General features: G+C 65.5%; 12 protein-coding genes. 10 read left to right on the plus strand and 2 right to left on the minus strand.

The window, feature by feature from the left end:
* Positions 1 to 31 precede the first annotated feature (31 nt).
* The 4 genes from glmM (at position 32) to QW861_RS33420 (ending at position 4,124) form a co-directional block, all read left to right on the plus strand.
* Positions 32 to 1,381 carry a phosphoglucosamine mutase gene (gene glmM / locus QW861_RS33405; protein WP_316169324.1) on the plus strand — a complete coding sequence of 450 codons (1,350 nt, stop codon included), beginning with the start codon at positions 32 to 34 and terminating at the stop codon, positions 1,379 to 1,381.
* Between the two features lie 400 nt (positions 1,382 to 1,781).
* Positions 1,782 to 2,624 (plus strand): outer membrane protein, encoded by an 843-nt coding sequence (locus QW861_RS33410; protein WP_315750069.1) that lies wholly within the window; start codon positions 1,782 to 1,784, stop codon positions 2,622 to 2,624.
* Positions 2,625 to 2,812: 188 nt separating this feature from the next.
* Positions 2,813 to 3,640, plus strand: a complete 828-nt coding sequence (locus tag QW861_RS33415; RefSeq protein WP_315750070.1) for an outer membrane protein — start codon at positions 2,813 to 2,815, stop codon at positions 3,638 to 3,640.
* A 28-nt stretch (positions 3,641 to 3,668) separates the two neighbouring features.
* Positions 3,669 to 4,124 (plus strand): GNAT family N-acetyltransferase, encoded by a 456-nt coding sequence (locus QW861_RS33420; RefSeq protein ID WP_315750071.1) that lies wholly within the window; start codon positions 3,669 to 3,671, stop codon positions 4,122 to 4,124.
* Here QW861_RS33420 and QW861_RS33425 read toward each other — a convergent pair whose 3' ends face one another.
* Both QW861_RS33425 and QW861_RS33430 read right to left on the minus strand, forming a co-directional pair.
* Entirely contained in the window at positions 4,125 to 4,976 is an 852-nt protein-coding gene (locus QW861_RS33425; protein WP_316194020.1) for an amidohydrolase family protein, read from the minus strand.
* Positions 4,973 to 5,959, minus strand: a complete 987-nt coding sequence (locus QW861_RS33430; RefSeq protein ID WP_316194021.1) for an aldo/keto reductase — start codon at positions 5,957 to 5,959, stop codon at positions 4,973 to 4,975. The genes QW861_RS33425 and QW861_RS33430 overlap by 4 nt, the downstream gene beginning before the upstream one ends.
* Positions 5,960 to 6,065: 106 nt before the next feature.
* On the opposite strand from QW861_RS33430, the gene QW861_RS33435 reads away from it, so the two are divergent.
* The 6 genes from QW861_RS33435 to QW861_RS33460 all read left to right on the plus strand — a co-directional run bounded on the left by QW861_RS33435 (position 6,066) and on the right by QW861_RS33460 (position 15,428).
* Positions 6,066 to 6,356: a hypothetical protein gene (locus tag QW861_RS33435; RefSeq protein ID WP_315714383.1), complete on the plus strand. Its 291-nt coding sequence runs from the start codon at positions 6,066 to 6,068 to the stop codon at positions 6,354 to 6,356.
* A gap of 145 nt (positions 6,357 to 6,501) precedes the next feature.
* A complete protein-coding gene (locus tag QW861_RS33440; RefSeq protein ID WP_315714128.1) occupies positions 6,502 to 7,674 on the plus strand; it encodes a phosphoserine transaminase in 1,173 nt (390 codons plus the stop codon).
* A gap of 275 nt (positions 7,675 to 7,949) precedes the next feature.
* A complete protein-coding gene (gene serA, locus QW861_RS33445) occupies positions 7,950 to 9,539 on the plus strand; it encodes a phosphoglycerate dehydrogenase (protein WP_316169320.1) in 1,590 nt (529 codons plus the stop codon).
* A 431-nt stretch (positions 9,540 to 9,970) separates the two neighbouring features.
* On the plus strand, positions 9,971 to 11,638 hold the full coding sequence (locus QW861_RS33450; protein WP_316194024.1) for a mucoidy inhibitor MuiA family protein: 1,668 nt from the start codon (positions 9,971 to 9,973) through the stop codon (positions 11,636 to 11,638).
* A 130-nt stretch (positions 11,639 to 11,768) separates the two neighbouring features.
* Entirely contained in the window at positions 11,769 to 13,625 is a 1,857-nt protein-coding gene (gene ftsH, locus QW861_RS33455) for an ATP-dependent zinc metalloprotease FtsH (RefSeq protein ID WP_316194022.1), read from the plus strand.
* Between the two features lie 117 nt (positions 13,626 to 13,742).
* Positions 13,743 to 15,428, plus strand: coding sequence for a methyl-accepting chemotaxis protein (locus QW861_RS33460; protein WP_315750075.1), 1,686 nt, complete (start codon positions 13,743 to 13,745; stop codon positions 15,426 to 15,428).
* Positions 15,429 to 15,481 lie beyond the last annotated feature (53 nt).

Below are 15,481 nucleotides of genomic sequence, written 5' to 3' on the forward strand. Positions count from 1 at the left end.
ACGAAATCCAGAAGCCGTTGCTGGGGGTCATATGAGCCGTAACTATTTCGGGACCGATGGGATTCGTGGCCGCGCCAACGGCCTGATCACGCCGGAACTCGCGCTCAAGGTCGGGCAGGCCGCAGGTCTTCTGTTCCAGCGCGGCGAGCATCGCCACCGGGTGGTGATCGGCAAGGATACACGCCTTTCCGGGTACATGATCGAATACGCCATGGTGGCCGGCTTCACCTCGGTCGGCATGGACGTGCTGCTGGTCGGCCCGATGCCGACGCCCGCGGTCGCCATGCTCACCAAGTCGATGCGCGCCGATCTCGGCGTCATGATCTCGGCCTCGCACAATCTGTTCGAGGACAACGGCATCAAGCTGTTCGGGCCGCAGGGTTTCAAGCTGTCCGACGATGTCGAGAGGCAGATCGAGCAACTGCTCGATGAATCGCTCGACAAGAAGCTGGCGCAGAGCGCGAGCCTCGGCCGCGCCCGCCGCATCGACGGCGTGCACGATCGCTACATCGAATTCGCCAAGCGCACGCTGCCGCGCGACCTCTCGCTCGACGGCCTGCGCGTGGTGGTCGATTGCGCCAACGGCGCGGCCTACAAGGTCGTGCCCGAGGCGCTGTGGGAGCTCGGCGCCGACGTGATCTCGATCGGCGTGGAACCGGACGGCTTCAACATCAACAAGGAATGCGGCTCGACCTCGCCGGAGGCACTGTGCCGGAAGGTACGGGAAATGCGCGCCGACATCGGCATCGCGCTCGACGGCGACGCGGATCGCGTGATCCTGGTCGACGAGCGCGGCCACATCGTCGATGGCGATCAGCTGCTCGCGGTCATCGCGCAGAGCTGGAAGGAAGACGGCCGCTTGGCGCGCGCCGGTATCGTCGCGACGGTGATGTCCAATCTCGGCCTCGAGCGCTTCCTGCAGGGGCAGGGGCTCGAGCTGGTGCGCACGCCGGTCGGCGACCGCTATGTGCTCGAGCGCATGCTGGCCGACGGCTACAATCTCGGCGGTGAGCAGTCGGGCCATATCATTCTCTCGGATTACGCGACGACGGGCGACGGCTTCGTCGCGGCGCTGCAGGTGCTGGCGACGGTGCAGAGGCTGCGCCGTCCGGTCTCCGAGGTCTGCCATCGCTTCGACCCGCTGCCGCAGATTCTCAAGAACGTCCGCTATCGCAGCGGCAAGCCGCTCGACGCGGACGAGGTGAAGTCGGCGATCGACACCGGACAGAAGCGCCTCAACGGCCATGGCCGACTGCTCGTGCGCTCCTCCGGAACCGAGCCGGTGATCCGCGTGATGGGCGAGGGTGACGACCGCGATCTGGTCGAGGAGGTCGTCGACGAGATCGTCGCTGCCGTCGGCAACGCTGCGGCTGCTGCTTGATCGCGGACGGGAATTTATCAATCTCTGCGGCCTGCCATCGACGTCGGATGGCAGGCCTTTTTGTTGGTCCCTTCTCTGTTCGCAAGCTGATGGGAGCGGATGTGCCTGATCGAGCAGGGCGCGTCGGACTGCCGGACGCGATCGCCTGCGCGCCAGCGCCTTGGCTGCGACCGATTGAGATGGGACTCAACTAATTAGTTGTTCTTCATCCTGCGGTCAAAATTGTCGCTAACGAATTGTTAGGAGGGGTTGCTTGGCCGTTAACGACTCCGCGCGCTCATGAAAAATCAACCTTAATTATTAGGGTTAAGCGCTGCTTAAGCATTTGGCGTGATAGTGTGGCATCAGCGTGATGTGGAAGCAATTCTCCGATTGCTTCACCGGCCAAAGGGACGAAAAAATGCGTAGCGTTAAGTTTCTGATCGCCGCCGGAGCGGCCACTCTGTTTTCCACTTCGGTCTTCGCTGCCGACATGCCCATCATGCCCCCTCCGGTCTACGCGCCGCCGCCGGCGGCCGATTTCGGTGGCTGGTATCTGCGCGGCGACATCGGTTTCAGCAATCAGAAGGTCAAGGACGTCCATTACTCGCGCGAATCCGCCTACACGCCGATGACGTCCTTCAACCAGACCTCGGCGTTCGATACCGCGGGCATCTACGGCGTTGGCGTCGGCTATCGCTTCAACAGTTGGTTCCGCGCCGACGTCACCGGCCAGTATCGCGGCAATGCGAACTTCAAGGCCACCGACCGCTTCAATGCAACGGCGGGCGGCGTGCCCTACAGCGGCATCGACAATTACAGCGGCAGCAAGTCCGAATGGCTGGTGCTCGCCAACGCCTATGTCGATCTCGGCACCTGGTGGTGCGTGACGCCGTTCATCGGCGCGGGTGTCGGTGGTGCGCGGGTGACGATTTCGAATTTCACCGACACGGGCATCAACAACCTGCCGTTCACGACCACGAGCTTCGCGACGGCGCCGACCTCCTCGAAATGGAATTTCGCATGGGCGGCCCATGCCGGTCTGGCTTACAACGTCAATCCGAACCTGGTGCTGGAGCTGGCCTACAGCTACGTCGATCTCGGTCACGGGCAGACCGGTGTACTATCCGACTACGTCGGCAACACCACCGGCAACGTCTTCAAGTTCAAGGACATCACCTCGCACGACCTGAAGCTCGGCGTGCGCTGGAATTTCGACAATCCTCCGCCGCCGCCGATGCCGGCGCTGATCCGCAAGGGCTGAATCGAGCGCTCGCCCTCACTGCAAATCGAACGAACGGCGCGGGCCTCCCGCGCCGTTTCGCGTTTCTGATCGGGCGAAGCGCGCGCTTTCGCTGAAAGAATTTCCGTGCAGAGCGCTGCGACAACGAATGATTAAGGTTAACGCGCGATGATCGGAACAGAGAGTCAAGTGCTGATTGGAGCGTTGCGATGCGTAGCCTGGTGGTGGCGGTTTCGGTGTGCGGCATGGTCTCCGCGGCCCAGGCCGCGGACTTGTCCGACCTTCCGATCCTGCGCGGTGGCCTGACCGAGGGCCTGAACAATTCGCGGGTCAACTGGGACGGTTACTATGTGGGCGTCCAGGGCGGCTACGGCTCGTCCGATGAGAATTTCAACGGCTCGACCAAGAACATGACGGCGGCGGTGTTGGCCAACACGCTGATCGAGAGCCAGATGCAGGTATCGTCCTGGAACCCGAATCTCGGCAAGCAATCCTCGCGCGCATCGGGCTTCGGCGCCTTCGTCGGCTACAACAGTCAGTGGGACGACGTCGTGCTCGGCGTCGAGGCGAGCTATCTGCACGGCAAATACGGCGGCATGGCCTCTTCGAGCCGCACGCTCGTCAGCACGGCCGCACTGACCGACGGCAACTTCCACGCCGTGACGTCGACGCAGTCCTCGCAGATCTCGATCACCGACATGGCGACGATCCGCGGTCGTGCCGGCTATGCGATGGGTTGCTTCCTGCCCTACGCATTTTTCGGCCTTGCACTCGGCAACGCAGATATCGGCCAGTCCGTGACGGTTCAGGACCGGGTCAGCACGACATTTCTCGGCACCTACACGCCGCTTGCGCCGCTCAGCGCCAACAACCTTCAGCACAATCACCTGATCTACGGCTACAGCGCCGGTCTCGGCGTCGACGTCAATCTGGTCGGCGGCCTGTTTGCGCGGGCCGAATACGAATACGTCCGCTTCACCTCGACGGTCGACACCAGCATCAATACGGTGCGCGCGGGCCTCGGCTACAAGTTCTGAGCTGATTGCAAGCCTGTCCTGTATGCCGATGTCCGTCAGCATCCGTCCTGCGCAGCGCGACGACGTCGCTGCCATTGTCGCCATGCTCGCCGACGATCATCTCGGCCGGGCGCGCGAGCGCCTCGAGCAGCCGTTGCCGCAGTCCTACTACGACGCGTTCGAGACGATCGCGCGGGATGGGAACATCACCCTGATCGTTGCCGAGGAGGCGGGCCGGGTGGTCGGCTGCCTGCAACTCTGCATCCTGCCCGGGCTCAGCTCGCAAGGCGCGTCGCGCGCGCTGGTCGAGGATGTTCGGGTCGCCACCGACCGCCGCAGCCGCGGCATCGGCGAGCAGCTGCTGCAATGGGCGATCGCCGAGGCGCGCAAGCAGCGCTGCAATCTGGTCGAGCTGATGACGCATCAAAGCCGCACCGACGCGCAACGCTTCTACGGGCGGCTCGGCTTCGCCAAGAGCCATGTCGGCATGGTGATGCGGTTCTGATCAGCGCGGCAGGCGGTAGGCCGCGACGGCGTTCGGGCCGAACGCCTTGTCACGGATGTCCGAGCCGAGCTGTGTCAGGCAGCGCTCGAGCGCCTGCTTGATTTCACGGTAGCTGCCGGCGAGCAGGCAGACCGGCCAGTCCGAGCCGAAGATCAGCCTGTCGGCGCCGAAACAGCGCGCCACATGTGTCACGTAGGGCTGCAGCCGCTCCGCGTCCCAGTCGGTCCAGACGGCTTCCGTGGCGAGCCCCGACACCTTGCACCAGACATTGCCGCAAGCCGCGAGCTCGGCGATGCGATCGGCCCAGTCCTGATCGAAGCCGGTTGCGATCGGCGGCTTGGCGGCGTGGTCCAGCACGAAGCGCGCTCTTGGAAAGGCGCGCACCGTCGCAATCGCCGCTGGCAGCTCTCGCGTGCGCACCAGCAGATCGTACGTCAAGTCGTGCGCGAACACGCTGTCGAGGCCGCGCCTGACGTCGCCGCGAAAGATCCACGCCGGATCTGCCTCGTCATGGACCTGGTGGCGGATGCCGACCAGCCTGTCGCCGCCGGGCAGGCCGCGCAGCCGGTCGATCGTCGACCCTACCGACGGATCGGTCAGGTCGACCCAGCCGACGACCCCGCCGACGAATGGCGTCGCATGGGCGATGCGCAGGAATTCCTCGGTCTCGTCGAGCGACGAGCGGGTCTGCACCAGGATGCTGGCGTCGAGAGCGTTCTCGGCCAGCAGCGGGGCGAGGTCGGCGGGACCGAACGGACGGCGGATCGGCGCCAGCGCGTCGCCGGCCATCCACGGATAGTCGGCGCGACCGGGATCCCAGAAGTGCTGATGCGCATCGATGGCACGGCTCATGGCGCGTCTCCCGGCAGCGGCGCCCGGGCATCGACGAGATTGCTGGCACGCAGGTCGCGCCAGAAGGCGGGCGGGATCGGAGCTTGCGCCATCGCGATGTTGTCGGCCGCCTCCTGCGCATTGCGGGCGCCCTGCAGGCCGACGGTCACGGCGGGATGGGCCAGGCAGAACTGGATCGCGGCAGCCTTGAGCTCGGTGCCGTGCTGTCTGCACAGCGCATCGAGCTGGCGCGCCCGCGCCACCAGCGCGGCATCGGCATCTTCGTAGTTGAACTTCGCCGGCCCGTGAGGGTTGGCGAGAATGCCGCTGTTGTAGATGCCGCCGAGAATGATGGCGATGTTGTTCTCGCGGCAGATCGGAAAGAGCGTCGTCAGCGCGCCCTGGTCGAGCAGCGTGTAACGGCCCGCCAGGAGAAAGCAGTCGACCGGAACGGCCTGCGCAAAGCGCGTCAGCATCTCCGACTGGTTCATGCCGGCGCCGATCGCCTGGATGCTGCCGTCGTCGCGCAGCCGCTGCAGCGCGCGAAAGGCGCCGGCCACAGCCTCGTCATAGTGATCGTCGGGATCATGCACGAGCAGGATGTCGATGCGATCGAGGCCGAGCCGGACCAGGCTCTCCTCGACCGAACGCATTACGCCGTCATAGGAGTAATCGAACCGCGGCCGCAGCGGCGGCGTGCCCTTGTAGTGCGGATCTTCGCCCGAGGCGGTCGGGTCCGGCCGCAGCAGCCGGCCGGCCTTGGTCGAGATCACATAGCTGTCGCGCGGCTGCCGGCGCAGAAATGCACCGAGCCTCTGCTCGGCGAGGCCGAAGCCGTAGAGCGGCGCGGTGTCGTAGAAGCGCACGCCGCGCGCCCACGCCGCGGCGATCGTGGCTTCGGCATCGCCGTCGCTGACCGGCTCGAAAAGACCGCCGAGCGGCGCCGTCCCGAGGCCGAGTCGGGTGATGTCGAGCGGGCTCCTCCCGAGACGGACGCGTTCCATTCTTCTATCCTTGTTGTTCGGCGCGTGCAGATCGCGTCATTGTGCACGGATGCGTTCGACGAAACAATGACGTCGCATGGTGCAGTACAACGAAGAGGAGAGGACGATGTCGGCGATCAATCCACTGACGGCCTTCGGTGTCGTGCTGGCGACGGCTGCCACCGACGCGGTCTACGTCATGTTCACGTCGGCGGTCGTTGCCAAGCGACGGTTGTCAGCGGCGACCTGGAGCTCGATCTGGTACATGCTGTCGTCATTCGCGGTGATCAGCTACACGGAGAACTGGATCTACGTCGCATTCGCGGCGGTCGGCTCCTGGATCGGCGCCTACGGCTCGATGACCTTCCTGCATCGTCCGCCGGCTGGTCAGGCACCGGTCGGCGCCGCGCCGGAATGAATTGCATTCGCTTGCATGCCAGCACGACCGCGTGAACGCAGACAGAAGGCGCGCGAAGTTCCTTGACGCGGAACGACCCTTACCGTATTCACGCCGGCGGGACACCTCCCCCCAACGGGAGGCTTACTATCTGGAAGGATAGACGATGACTGCAGCGAAACCCTCGCAGCGGCCTGCCGTGCCGCACTTCTCCTCCGGCCCCTGCGCCAAGCGCCCCGGATGGACCTCCGAAAATCTCAAAGACGCTCCCCTCGGCCGCTCGCATCGCGCGAAGATTGGCAAGGCGAAGCTCAAGCAGGCCATCGAGCTGACGCGCGACGTCCTCGAAGTGCCCGCCGACTACAAGATCGGCATCGTGCCCGCGTCCGACACCGGCGCGGTCGAGATGGCGCTGTGGTCGCTGCTCGGTGCGCGGCCTGTCACCACGATCGCCTGGGAATCCTTCGGTGAGGGCTGGGTCAGCGACATCGTCAAGGAGCTCAAGCTCAAGGATGTCACCAAGCTGCACGCCGGCTATGGCGAGATCCCGGATCTGTCCAAGGTCGATCCGGCCAGTGACGTCGTCTTCACCTGGAACGGCACCACGTCAGGCGTGCGCGTGCCGAATGCCGACTGGATCAGCGCGAGCCGGGAAGGCCTGACGATCTGCGACGCCACCTCGGCCGCATTCGCGCAAGCCCTCGATTGGCCGAAGCTCGACGTCGTCACGTTCTCCTGGCAGAAGGCGCTCGGCGGCGAGGCCGCGCATGGCATGCTCATCCTCTCGCCGCGCGCGGTGGCGCGTCTCGAGACCTACAAGCCAGCCTGGCCGCTGCCGAAGATCTTCCGCCTCACCAAGGGCGGCAAGCTCAACGCCGGCATTTTCGAGGGCGAGACCATCAACACGCCCTCGATGCTGTGCGTCGAGGACTATCTGGACGCGCTGAACTGGGGCAAGTCGATCGGCGGCCTCAGGGCGCTGATCGCCCGCGCCGACGCCAACACCAAGGTCCTCGCCGACTGGAAGGCGCGGACGCCGTGGATCGACTTTCTCGCCCAGGATCCCGCCATCCGCTCCAACACCTCGGTGTGCCTCAAGGTCGTCGATCCCGCGATCACATCGCTGTCGGCCGATGCCCAGGCGGAGTTCGCCAAGAAGCTCGTGTCGCTGGTCGAGAAGGAGAATGCAGGCTTCGACTTCGCGCATTATCGCGATGCGCCGGCCGGCCTGCGCATCTGGTGCGGCGCCACGGTGGAGGCCAACGACGTCGCGCTGCTGACGCAGTGGATCGACTGGGCGTTCGCCGAAGCCAAGGCCGCGCTGCCGAAGGCGGCGTGACGCACGCTCTTCGTGCCGTCATTGCGAGCGCAGCGAAGCAATCCAGGGCCACGAAGAAAGTCTGGATTGCTTCGTCGCTCCGCTCCTCGCAATGACGAAATTCAAGACGCGTAGGGTGGGCAAAGGCGCGAAGCGCCGTGCCCACCATCAACGTCAACCGACGCGAAAGACGGTGGGCACGCTGCGCTTGGCCCACCCTACGATTCGATTGCTTCCACCCATTCCGGCGCCGATGCGCTGTCCCTCTCTCGCGAGAGGCGTGAAGGAACATCGTCATGTCCAAACCCAAAGTTCTCATTTCCGACGCACTTTCCCCGGCCGCCGTGCAGATCTTCAAGGATCGCGGCATCGAGGTCGACTTCCAGCCCAATCTCGGCAAGGACAAGGACAAGCTCGCCGACATCATCGGCGACTATGACGGCCTTGCGATCCGCTCCGCGACCAAGGCCACGGCCAAGATCATCGAGCGTGCCAAGCGGCTCAAGGTGATCGGCCGCGCCGGCATCGGGGTCGACAATGTCGAAATCCCCGCGGCGACCGCCAAGGGCATCATCGTGATGAATACGCCGTTCGGCAATTCGATCACGACCGCCGAGCACGCGATCACGATGATGCTGTCGCTGGCGCGCGAGATTCCGCAGGCGGACGCCTCGACCCAGGCCGGCAAGTGGGAGAAGAACCGCTTCATGGGCGTCGAGATCACCGGCAAGACGCTGGGCGTGATCGGCTGCGGCAATATCGGCTCGATCGTCTGCGATCGCGCGCAGGGCCTGCGCATGAAGGTGATCGGCTTCGATCCGTTCCTCACCGAGGAGCGCGCCCTCGATCTCGGCGTCGAGAAGGTCGAGCTCGAGGAGCTGCTGAAGCGCGCCGACTTCATCACGTTGCATACGCCGCTCACCGACAAGACCCGCAACATCATCGATGCCGCGGCGATCGCCAAGATGAAGCAGGGCGTGCGCATCATCAATTGCGCGCGCGGCGGCCTGGTCGACGAGCAGGCGCTGCTGGAGGCGCTCAACTCCAAGCATGTCGCGGGCGCGGCCCTCGACGTGTTCGCCGAGGAGCCGGCGACCAGCAATCCGCTGTTCGGTCATGCCAACGTGATCTGCACGCCGCATCTCGGCGCCTCGACCACGGAAGCGCAGGAGAACGTCGCGCTGCAGATCGCCGAGCAGATGTCGGACTACCTGCTCACCGGCGCGATCTCGAACGCGATCAACTTCCCGTCGATCACCGCGGAAGAAGCGCCCAAGCTGAAGCCATTCATCGCACTCGCCGAGAAACTCGGCTCGTTCGCGGGCCAGCTCACCGAAAGCAGCATCACCAAGATCCAGATCACCTATGAAGGCCACGTCGCCGAGATGAAGACCCGAGCGCTGACCTCGGCGGTGCTGGCCGGGCTGCTGCGGCCGATGCTGGGCGAGGTCAACGTCGTGTCGGCGCCGGTGATCGCCAAGGAGCGCGGCATGATCGTCGACGAGGTGCTGCGCGCCGGCGAGAGCGACTATGAGAGCCTGATCACGGTCGCGGTCACCACCGAGCATCAGGAGCGCGCGGTATCGGGCACGGTCTACGCCGACGGCAAGCCGCGCCTCGTCGACATCAAGGGGATCCGTGTCGACGCCGAGTTCGGCAAGTCGATGATCTACGTCACCAACGAGGATAAGCCGGGCTTCATCGGCAAGTTCGCAAGCCTCCTCGGCGACGCGAAGATCAACATCGCGACCTTCCATCTCGGCCGTGTCGCGCCGGGAAGCGACGCGATCGCGCTGGTCGAGGTCGACGGTGCGGTGCCGGCGGATCTGCTCGCCAAGATCCAGGCATTGCCGCAGGTCAAGCAGGCCAAGGCGCTGGCGTTCTGATGACGCGCTAGCGCGCGCGGTGCTTCTTGGTTGAATCGACTTAGCCGCTGGCTCGGTTCACCTCTCCCGCTTGCGGGAGAGGTCGGCGCGAAGCGCCGGGTGGGGGCTTGCTCCACTCGGGCAGCCTCAATCGAGGAGGCACCCCCACCCCAGCCCTCCCCGCAACTGGGAGAGGGAGCGCACATCCTTCGCGGTTCGCAACCAGACCTCAACTCTTCGCGCGCTGGGCCAAATTGGCCGACCGAAAGGGGCAGCACGGCACCGTGGCCGTGCTGCCCTTTTCTGTGCTCGTCTGTGCTCGGCGGAATTTCAACGGCAAGCTTTGCGGTCGCACGATTTGAACCCGCGGACCTCTCGTGGCGTCTAACGCCCCGCAAGGGACCGGCTCATCCGGTTCTCAGGGGCGCTGGGATACGGAGAGATCGATGGCAATGCGAACGACGTGGCTGGTTACGACAACTCTCGTTCTCGGTGCCTCGCTGGCGGCGGCGCCGGGTCGTGCGGCAAACCTCGACGCGACGTCCACCGTCGATGCCGTCACCGTGTATCCCGACGGCGCGACCGTGACCCGGGTCATCTCGCTCGACCTTCCCACCGGTGACACGACGGCGATCGCAAAGGACTTCCCGCTCGGACTCGATGCGTCCTCGCTTCGTGTGGAAGGCGAGGCCGGCGCCAAGCTCGTGATCGGCACCGTCGACGCCAAGCCACCGCGTGCGGCGCCGCCCGTCAACCTGCCCGACATCGACAAGCGCATCGAAGCGCTGAAGGACGAGCGCGCCAATCTCGATGGCACGATCGCCGCGGCCCTGGCGCGCAAGAAATTTGCCGAGCGTTTTGCCGAGGCATCGCCGGCCGGGCTCGGCGAAAAGGGCGAGGCGCGTCCGATCACGGAATGGCGTGCCGCGTTCGCCGCCGTTGCGGACGAGGTTGGACAGGCCGACGCGGCGATCCGTGATGCCGAACGCAAGCAGCGCGAGATCGATCGCGAGATCGCGCGCCTGCAGGACAATCTCACGACGAAGCCCCCGAGCAAGCTGGAGGTGCGGATCGAATTGTCGGCTGCGGCAGCGACCAAGGCGACCTTGCGCGTGACCTACGCGGTGCGCAATGCCCGCTGGGTGCCGCTCTACGACGCGCGTCTCGACACGACGGCGAAGGACCGCAAACCGGCTCTCGAACTGGTGCGACGCGCCGAGATCCAGCAGGCCACCGGGGAGGACTGGTCCGAGGTCGCGCTCACGGTTTCGACGGTGCGCACCGGACGCGGCGGCAGCGCGCCCGAGCTCAGGACGATCATCGCGCAATATCCGCCGCCGCCACAGCCAGCGCCGAAGCCGGCGGCCGTCAGCGCGGCACGAGGACTCATGGAGAGCCGGCAGGAGTTTCGCTTTGGCGGAGGGACGACGTTCGGAGATGTCGCGGACAAGGCCGTCGAGCAGCAGACGGTCGCGGAGATCAGCGCCTTTCAGACCGTCTTCCACCTCCCCGGACGCGTCAGCGTCGGTGCCAATGATGGCGCGAAGAGCCTGCGTATTTCCACCGCGACGATCACGCCCGAACTGACGATCCGTTCGGCGCCCGTCATCGATCCCACCGCCTATCTCGAAGCGAGCTTCCCGCAGAGCGAGGAGGCGCCGCTGCTGCCGGGCAAGGTCTCGATCTATCGCGACGGCATGTTCGTCGGCACCAGCAGATTGGCGTCGGCCGGCAAGGACGAGGTCGTTCATGTCGGCTTCGGGGCCGACGACGAGGTCAAAGTCGAGCGCAGTGTCGTCAAACGGAACGAAGGTTCGGCCGGTCTGATCGTGACGACGGCGAAGATCGACGAGCGCGCCTTCAAAACCACGGTCCGCAACGCGCATGAATTCCCGATCAAGGTCGCGATCCAGGATCAACTGCCGGTCAGCGAGAACGAGGAGATCACGGTTGAGATGCTTCCTGCGACCACGCCGCCGGCCTCGACCAACGTCCGCGACCGGCGTGGTGTCGTCGAATGGGTGATCGACGCCAGACCCGGCGAGGCCAAGGATATCGCCTTCGCCTGGCGTGTGCGCTGGCCTAAGGACAAGTCGATCGTGTTGCAGCCGTCGGGCTGATTGCCCGGCGTGGGATCGGCGCCGTTTGATCCATGACAAGCCGCCCGGTCCCGGCCCTGTTATGCGCGAGTGGGACCCCGTTCGATCACGTCCTGTCCGGCCGTGATCGATCTCGACCGAGAGCGCCGACATGGAATCCGACCCGAACACCCGCAAGCAGGCCGTCGCCGTCGGCTACATCTTCCTCGCCGCCGTCGGCATGCTGCTGCTGCAATGGCTTCTGACGACCTACAACACGGTCGAGACGATTCCCTATAGCCAGTTCGAGCAGCTGATCGAGCAGGGCAAGATCTCCGAGGTGTCGGTCAGCCAGGACACCATCCAGGGCAAGTTCAAGGACAAGCAGTCCGACGGCAAGACGTCGTTCATCACCGCGCGCGTCGATCCGCCGCTGGCCGCGAAGCTTGCCGCGAAGGGCGTGACGGTGACCGGCGTGCCCTCGGGCGGGCTGATTCAGGCGCTGCTGTCCTGGGTCGTGCCGGCGCTGATGTTCTATCTCATCTGGGTGTTCCTCGGCCGCAAGGTGATGGATCGCCAGGGCTTCGGCGGTCTGATGTCGATCGGCAAGTCGCGCGCCAAGGTCTATGTCGAGACCGACACCAAGGTCACCTTCGCCGACGTCGCCGGTGTCGACGAGGCGAAGTTCGAGCTGCAGGAGGTCGTGCAGTTCCTGAAGGATCCGAAGAGCTATGGCCGGCTCGGCGCGCACGTGCCCAAGGGCATCCTGCTGGTTGGCCCGCCCGGCACCGGCAAGACCCTGCTCGCCCGCGCGGTAGCGGGCGAAGCGGGTGTGGCGTTCTTCTCGATCTCCGGATCCGAGTTCGTGGAGATGTTCGTCGGCGTCGGCGCTGCCCGCGTGCGCGATTTGTTCGAGCAGGCCCGCAAGGCCGCGCCTTGCATCATCTTCATCGATGAGCTCGACGCGCTTGGCCGCAGCCGAAGCGTCGGCGGCCAGTTTGGCGGCTACGACGAGAAGGAGCAGACGCTCAATCAATTGCTGGCGGAGCTCGACGGCTTCGACCCAAGCTCCGGCGTCATCCTGCTCGCCGCGACAAACCGGCCGGAGATCCTCGATCCCGCGCTCATGCGCGCCGGCCGCTTCGATCGTCAGGTGCTGGTCGACCGTCCTGACAGGGGCGGGCGGCTCGCAATCCTCAAGGTGCATGTCCGCAAGATCACGGTCGCCGACAGCGTCGATCTCGACAAGGTCGCGGCACTGACGACCGGCTTCACCGGCGCCGACCTCGCCAACCTGATCAACGAGGCCGCGATCGCGGCGACCCGCCGCAAGGGCCACGAGGTGACGTTCGACGATTTCACGATGGCGATCGAGCGCATCGTCGCCGGCATCGAGAAGAAGAGCCGCGTGCTCAGTCCCGCCGAGCGCCGCCGTGTCGCCTATCACGAGATGGGTCACGCGCTGGTCGCGGCCAATCTCGTCGGCGTTGATCCGGTGCAGAAGGTCTCGATCATTCCGCGCGGCGTCGGCGCGCTCGGCTACACGATGCAGCGCCCGACCGAGGATCGCTTCCTGCTCGCGGTCAGCGAGTTGAAGAACCGCATCGCCGTGCTGATGGGCGGGCGGGCTTCCGAGCAGCTGATCTTCGATGGCGATGTCTCGACCGGCGCCGCCGACGATCTGCAGCGCGCGACCGAGATCGCGATCGAGATGGTCACCAAATACGGGATGGATGCGACCGTCGGGCAGCGCACCTACGCGCCGCGTCCACAGGTGTCGTTCCTGCAGCCACAGGATCAGATCGTGTCGGCGGCGGAGGAGACCGGGCGCGAGATCGACCTCGCCGTACGGGATCTGATTGCAGACGGCGATGCCCGTGCCAGGGCGATTCTCGAAAGCCATCGCCCGGACCTCGAGCGCGGCGTCGCGCTCCTGATTGCCAAGGAGACGCTGACCGCCGATGAGTTCGCGCCGTTGCGGCCGGCCTCCGCTGCGGTCCCGGTCCGGGATGCCGTTGCCCCGAGCTGATCCGGGATTCTACGGAGGGCGTTCGCAACCGAACTCTAACCATCGCCTGATCAGTTAACCAGCGGCTCACCTTGACAGATCGAGGTCGTCGATCGGGGACCGGGCGGAGTTCGTTGCGTGCTGCTGAACAACCTGAAGATTGCCCCCAAGCTCGCCATCGTCGTCGGCGTGGCGATGCTGGGCCTTGCCGCGGCCGGTACGTTTGCCGGCACTCTGATGCAAAAGGAGATGGTCAATGCCCGCATCGAACAGTGCCGGGCGATCGTCGAGACCGCGCGTAACATGGCCCTCGGCCTCATCAAGGATGTCGAAGCCGGCAAATTGACGAAGGAGGCTGCGCTCGACGAGTTCGTCAATCGCGGGAGAACGATGACCTTCGACAAGGGCACGGGCTATCTGTTCGCCTATACGATGGACGGCAATGTGGTGCTTTCCCAGGATCCGAAGCAGCGCGGCTCGAACGTGATCGATTTCGAGCTCAACGGCCGCAAGCTCGTCGTCGAGCTGCGCGACGGCGTTGCCAAGGATGGCGAAGTCACCTTGCACTACGAATACCTGCGCCCCGGCCAGGAGCAGCCGACCCGCAAGATCTCCTATGCCGTGATGATTCCCGGTTGGAATACGTTCGTGGGCACCGGCGTCTATGTCGACGATCTCGACGCGAAGATGAAGCCGCTGAAATGGCTGATCTGGATGGCCTGCGCAGGCATCGCGGTCGTCGCCGGCGGGATCGCCTGGCTGATCAGCCGCAGCATCAGCGTGCCGCTCGATCGTCTCGGCGTCCGCATGCGCGAGATCGCCGATGGCCGGCTCGAGGGCGAGATTCCCGGTGTCGGCCGCGGCGACGAGATCGGCGGGATGGCCTCCACTGTCCAGATCTTCAAGGACAACGCGCTGCGGATGCGCGAGCTCGAGCAGGCCGAGGCCGCCACCCAGCAGCGTGCGGCCGCCGAGCGGACCGCGGCCATGCAGAATTTGGCCGCCGACTTCGAGCGCAGCGTCAACGGCATCGTCCGCTCGGTGGCGTCGGCGGCCGAGGGCATGCAGCACACCGCGCAATCGATGACCTCGACCGCGAGCGATGCCAGCTCGCGCGCCTCGACCGTCAGCGCCGCCACCCAGAGCGCCAATGACAATGTCGGCACGGTCGCGGCCGCGGCCGAAGAGCTGTCGAGCTCGGTCAATGAGATTTCGCGCCAGGTCGCCCGTTCCAGCGAGATTGCGAGCAAAGCCGTGGGCGACGCGGAGCGCACCAATGCCACCGTTCAGGTGCTGTCGACCGGCGCCGAGAAGATCGGCGAGGTCGTCAAGCTGATCCACTCGATCGCGGCGCAGACCAACCTGCTGGCGCTGAACGCCACCATCGAAGCCGCGCGCGCCGGCGAGTCCGGGAAGGGCTTTGCCGTCGTCGCCTCGGAGGTGAAGGCACTCGCCAACCAGACGGCGAAGGCGACCGAGGAGATTTCGGCGCAGGTCGCGGCGATGCAGACCTCGACCCAGGATGCGGTCACCGCCATCAGCGGCATCACCCAGACCATCGCGCAGATGAGCGAGATCACCAATTCGATCTCGACCTCGATCGCCCAGCAGGGCGACGCGACGCGCGAGATCGCGCGCAACATCCAGTCGGTCGCCGCCGGCTCGAACGAGATCAGCGCGCACATCGGCGGCGTGACCAAGGCGGCGGAAGCGACAGGCATGGCTGCCGCCGAGGTGCTGTCAAGCGCACGTGAGCTCGACAGCCAGTCGAGCCTGCTGCAGCAGGCCGTCGATGGCTTCATGGCGAAGGTGCGCACGGCCTAGTCGCAGCGGTGATGGACCGGGCCTGGCCTTGAAAGCACGGCGTGAGCTTGCAG

Source organism: Bradyrhizobium sp. SZCCHNRI1029, assembly GCF_032487555.1.
In the GTDB taxonomy this organism is placed as follows: domain Bacteria; phylum Pseudomonadota; class Alphaproteobacteria; order Rhizobiales; family Xanthobacteraceae; genus Bradyrhizobium.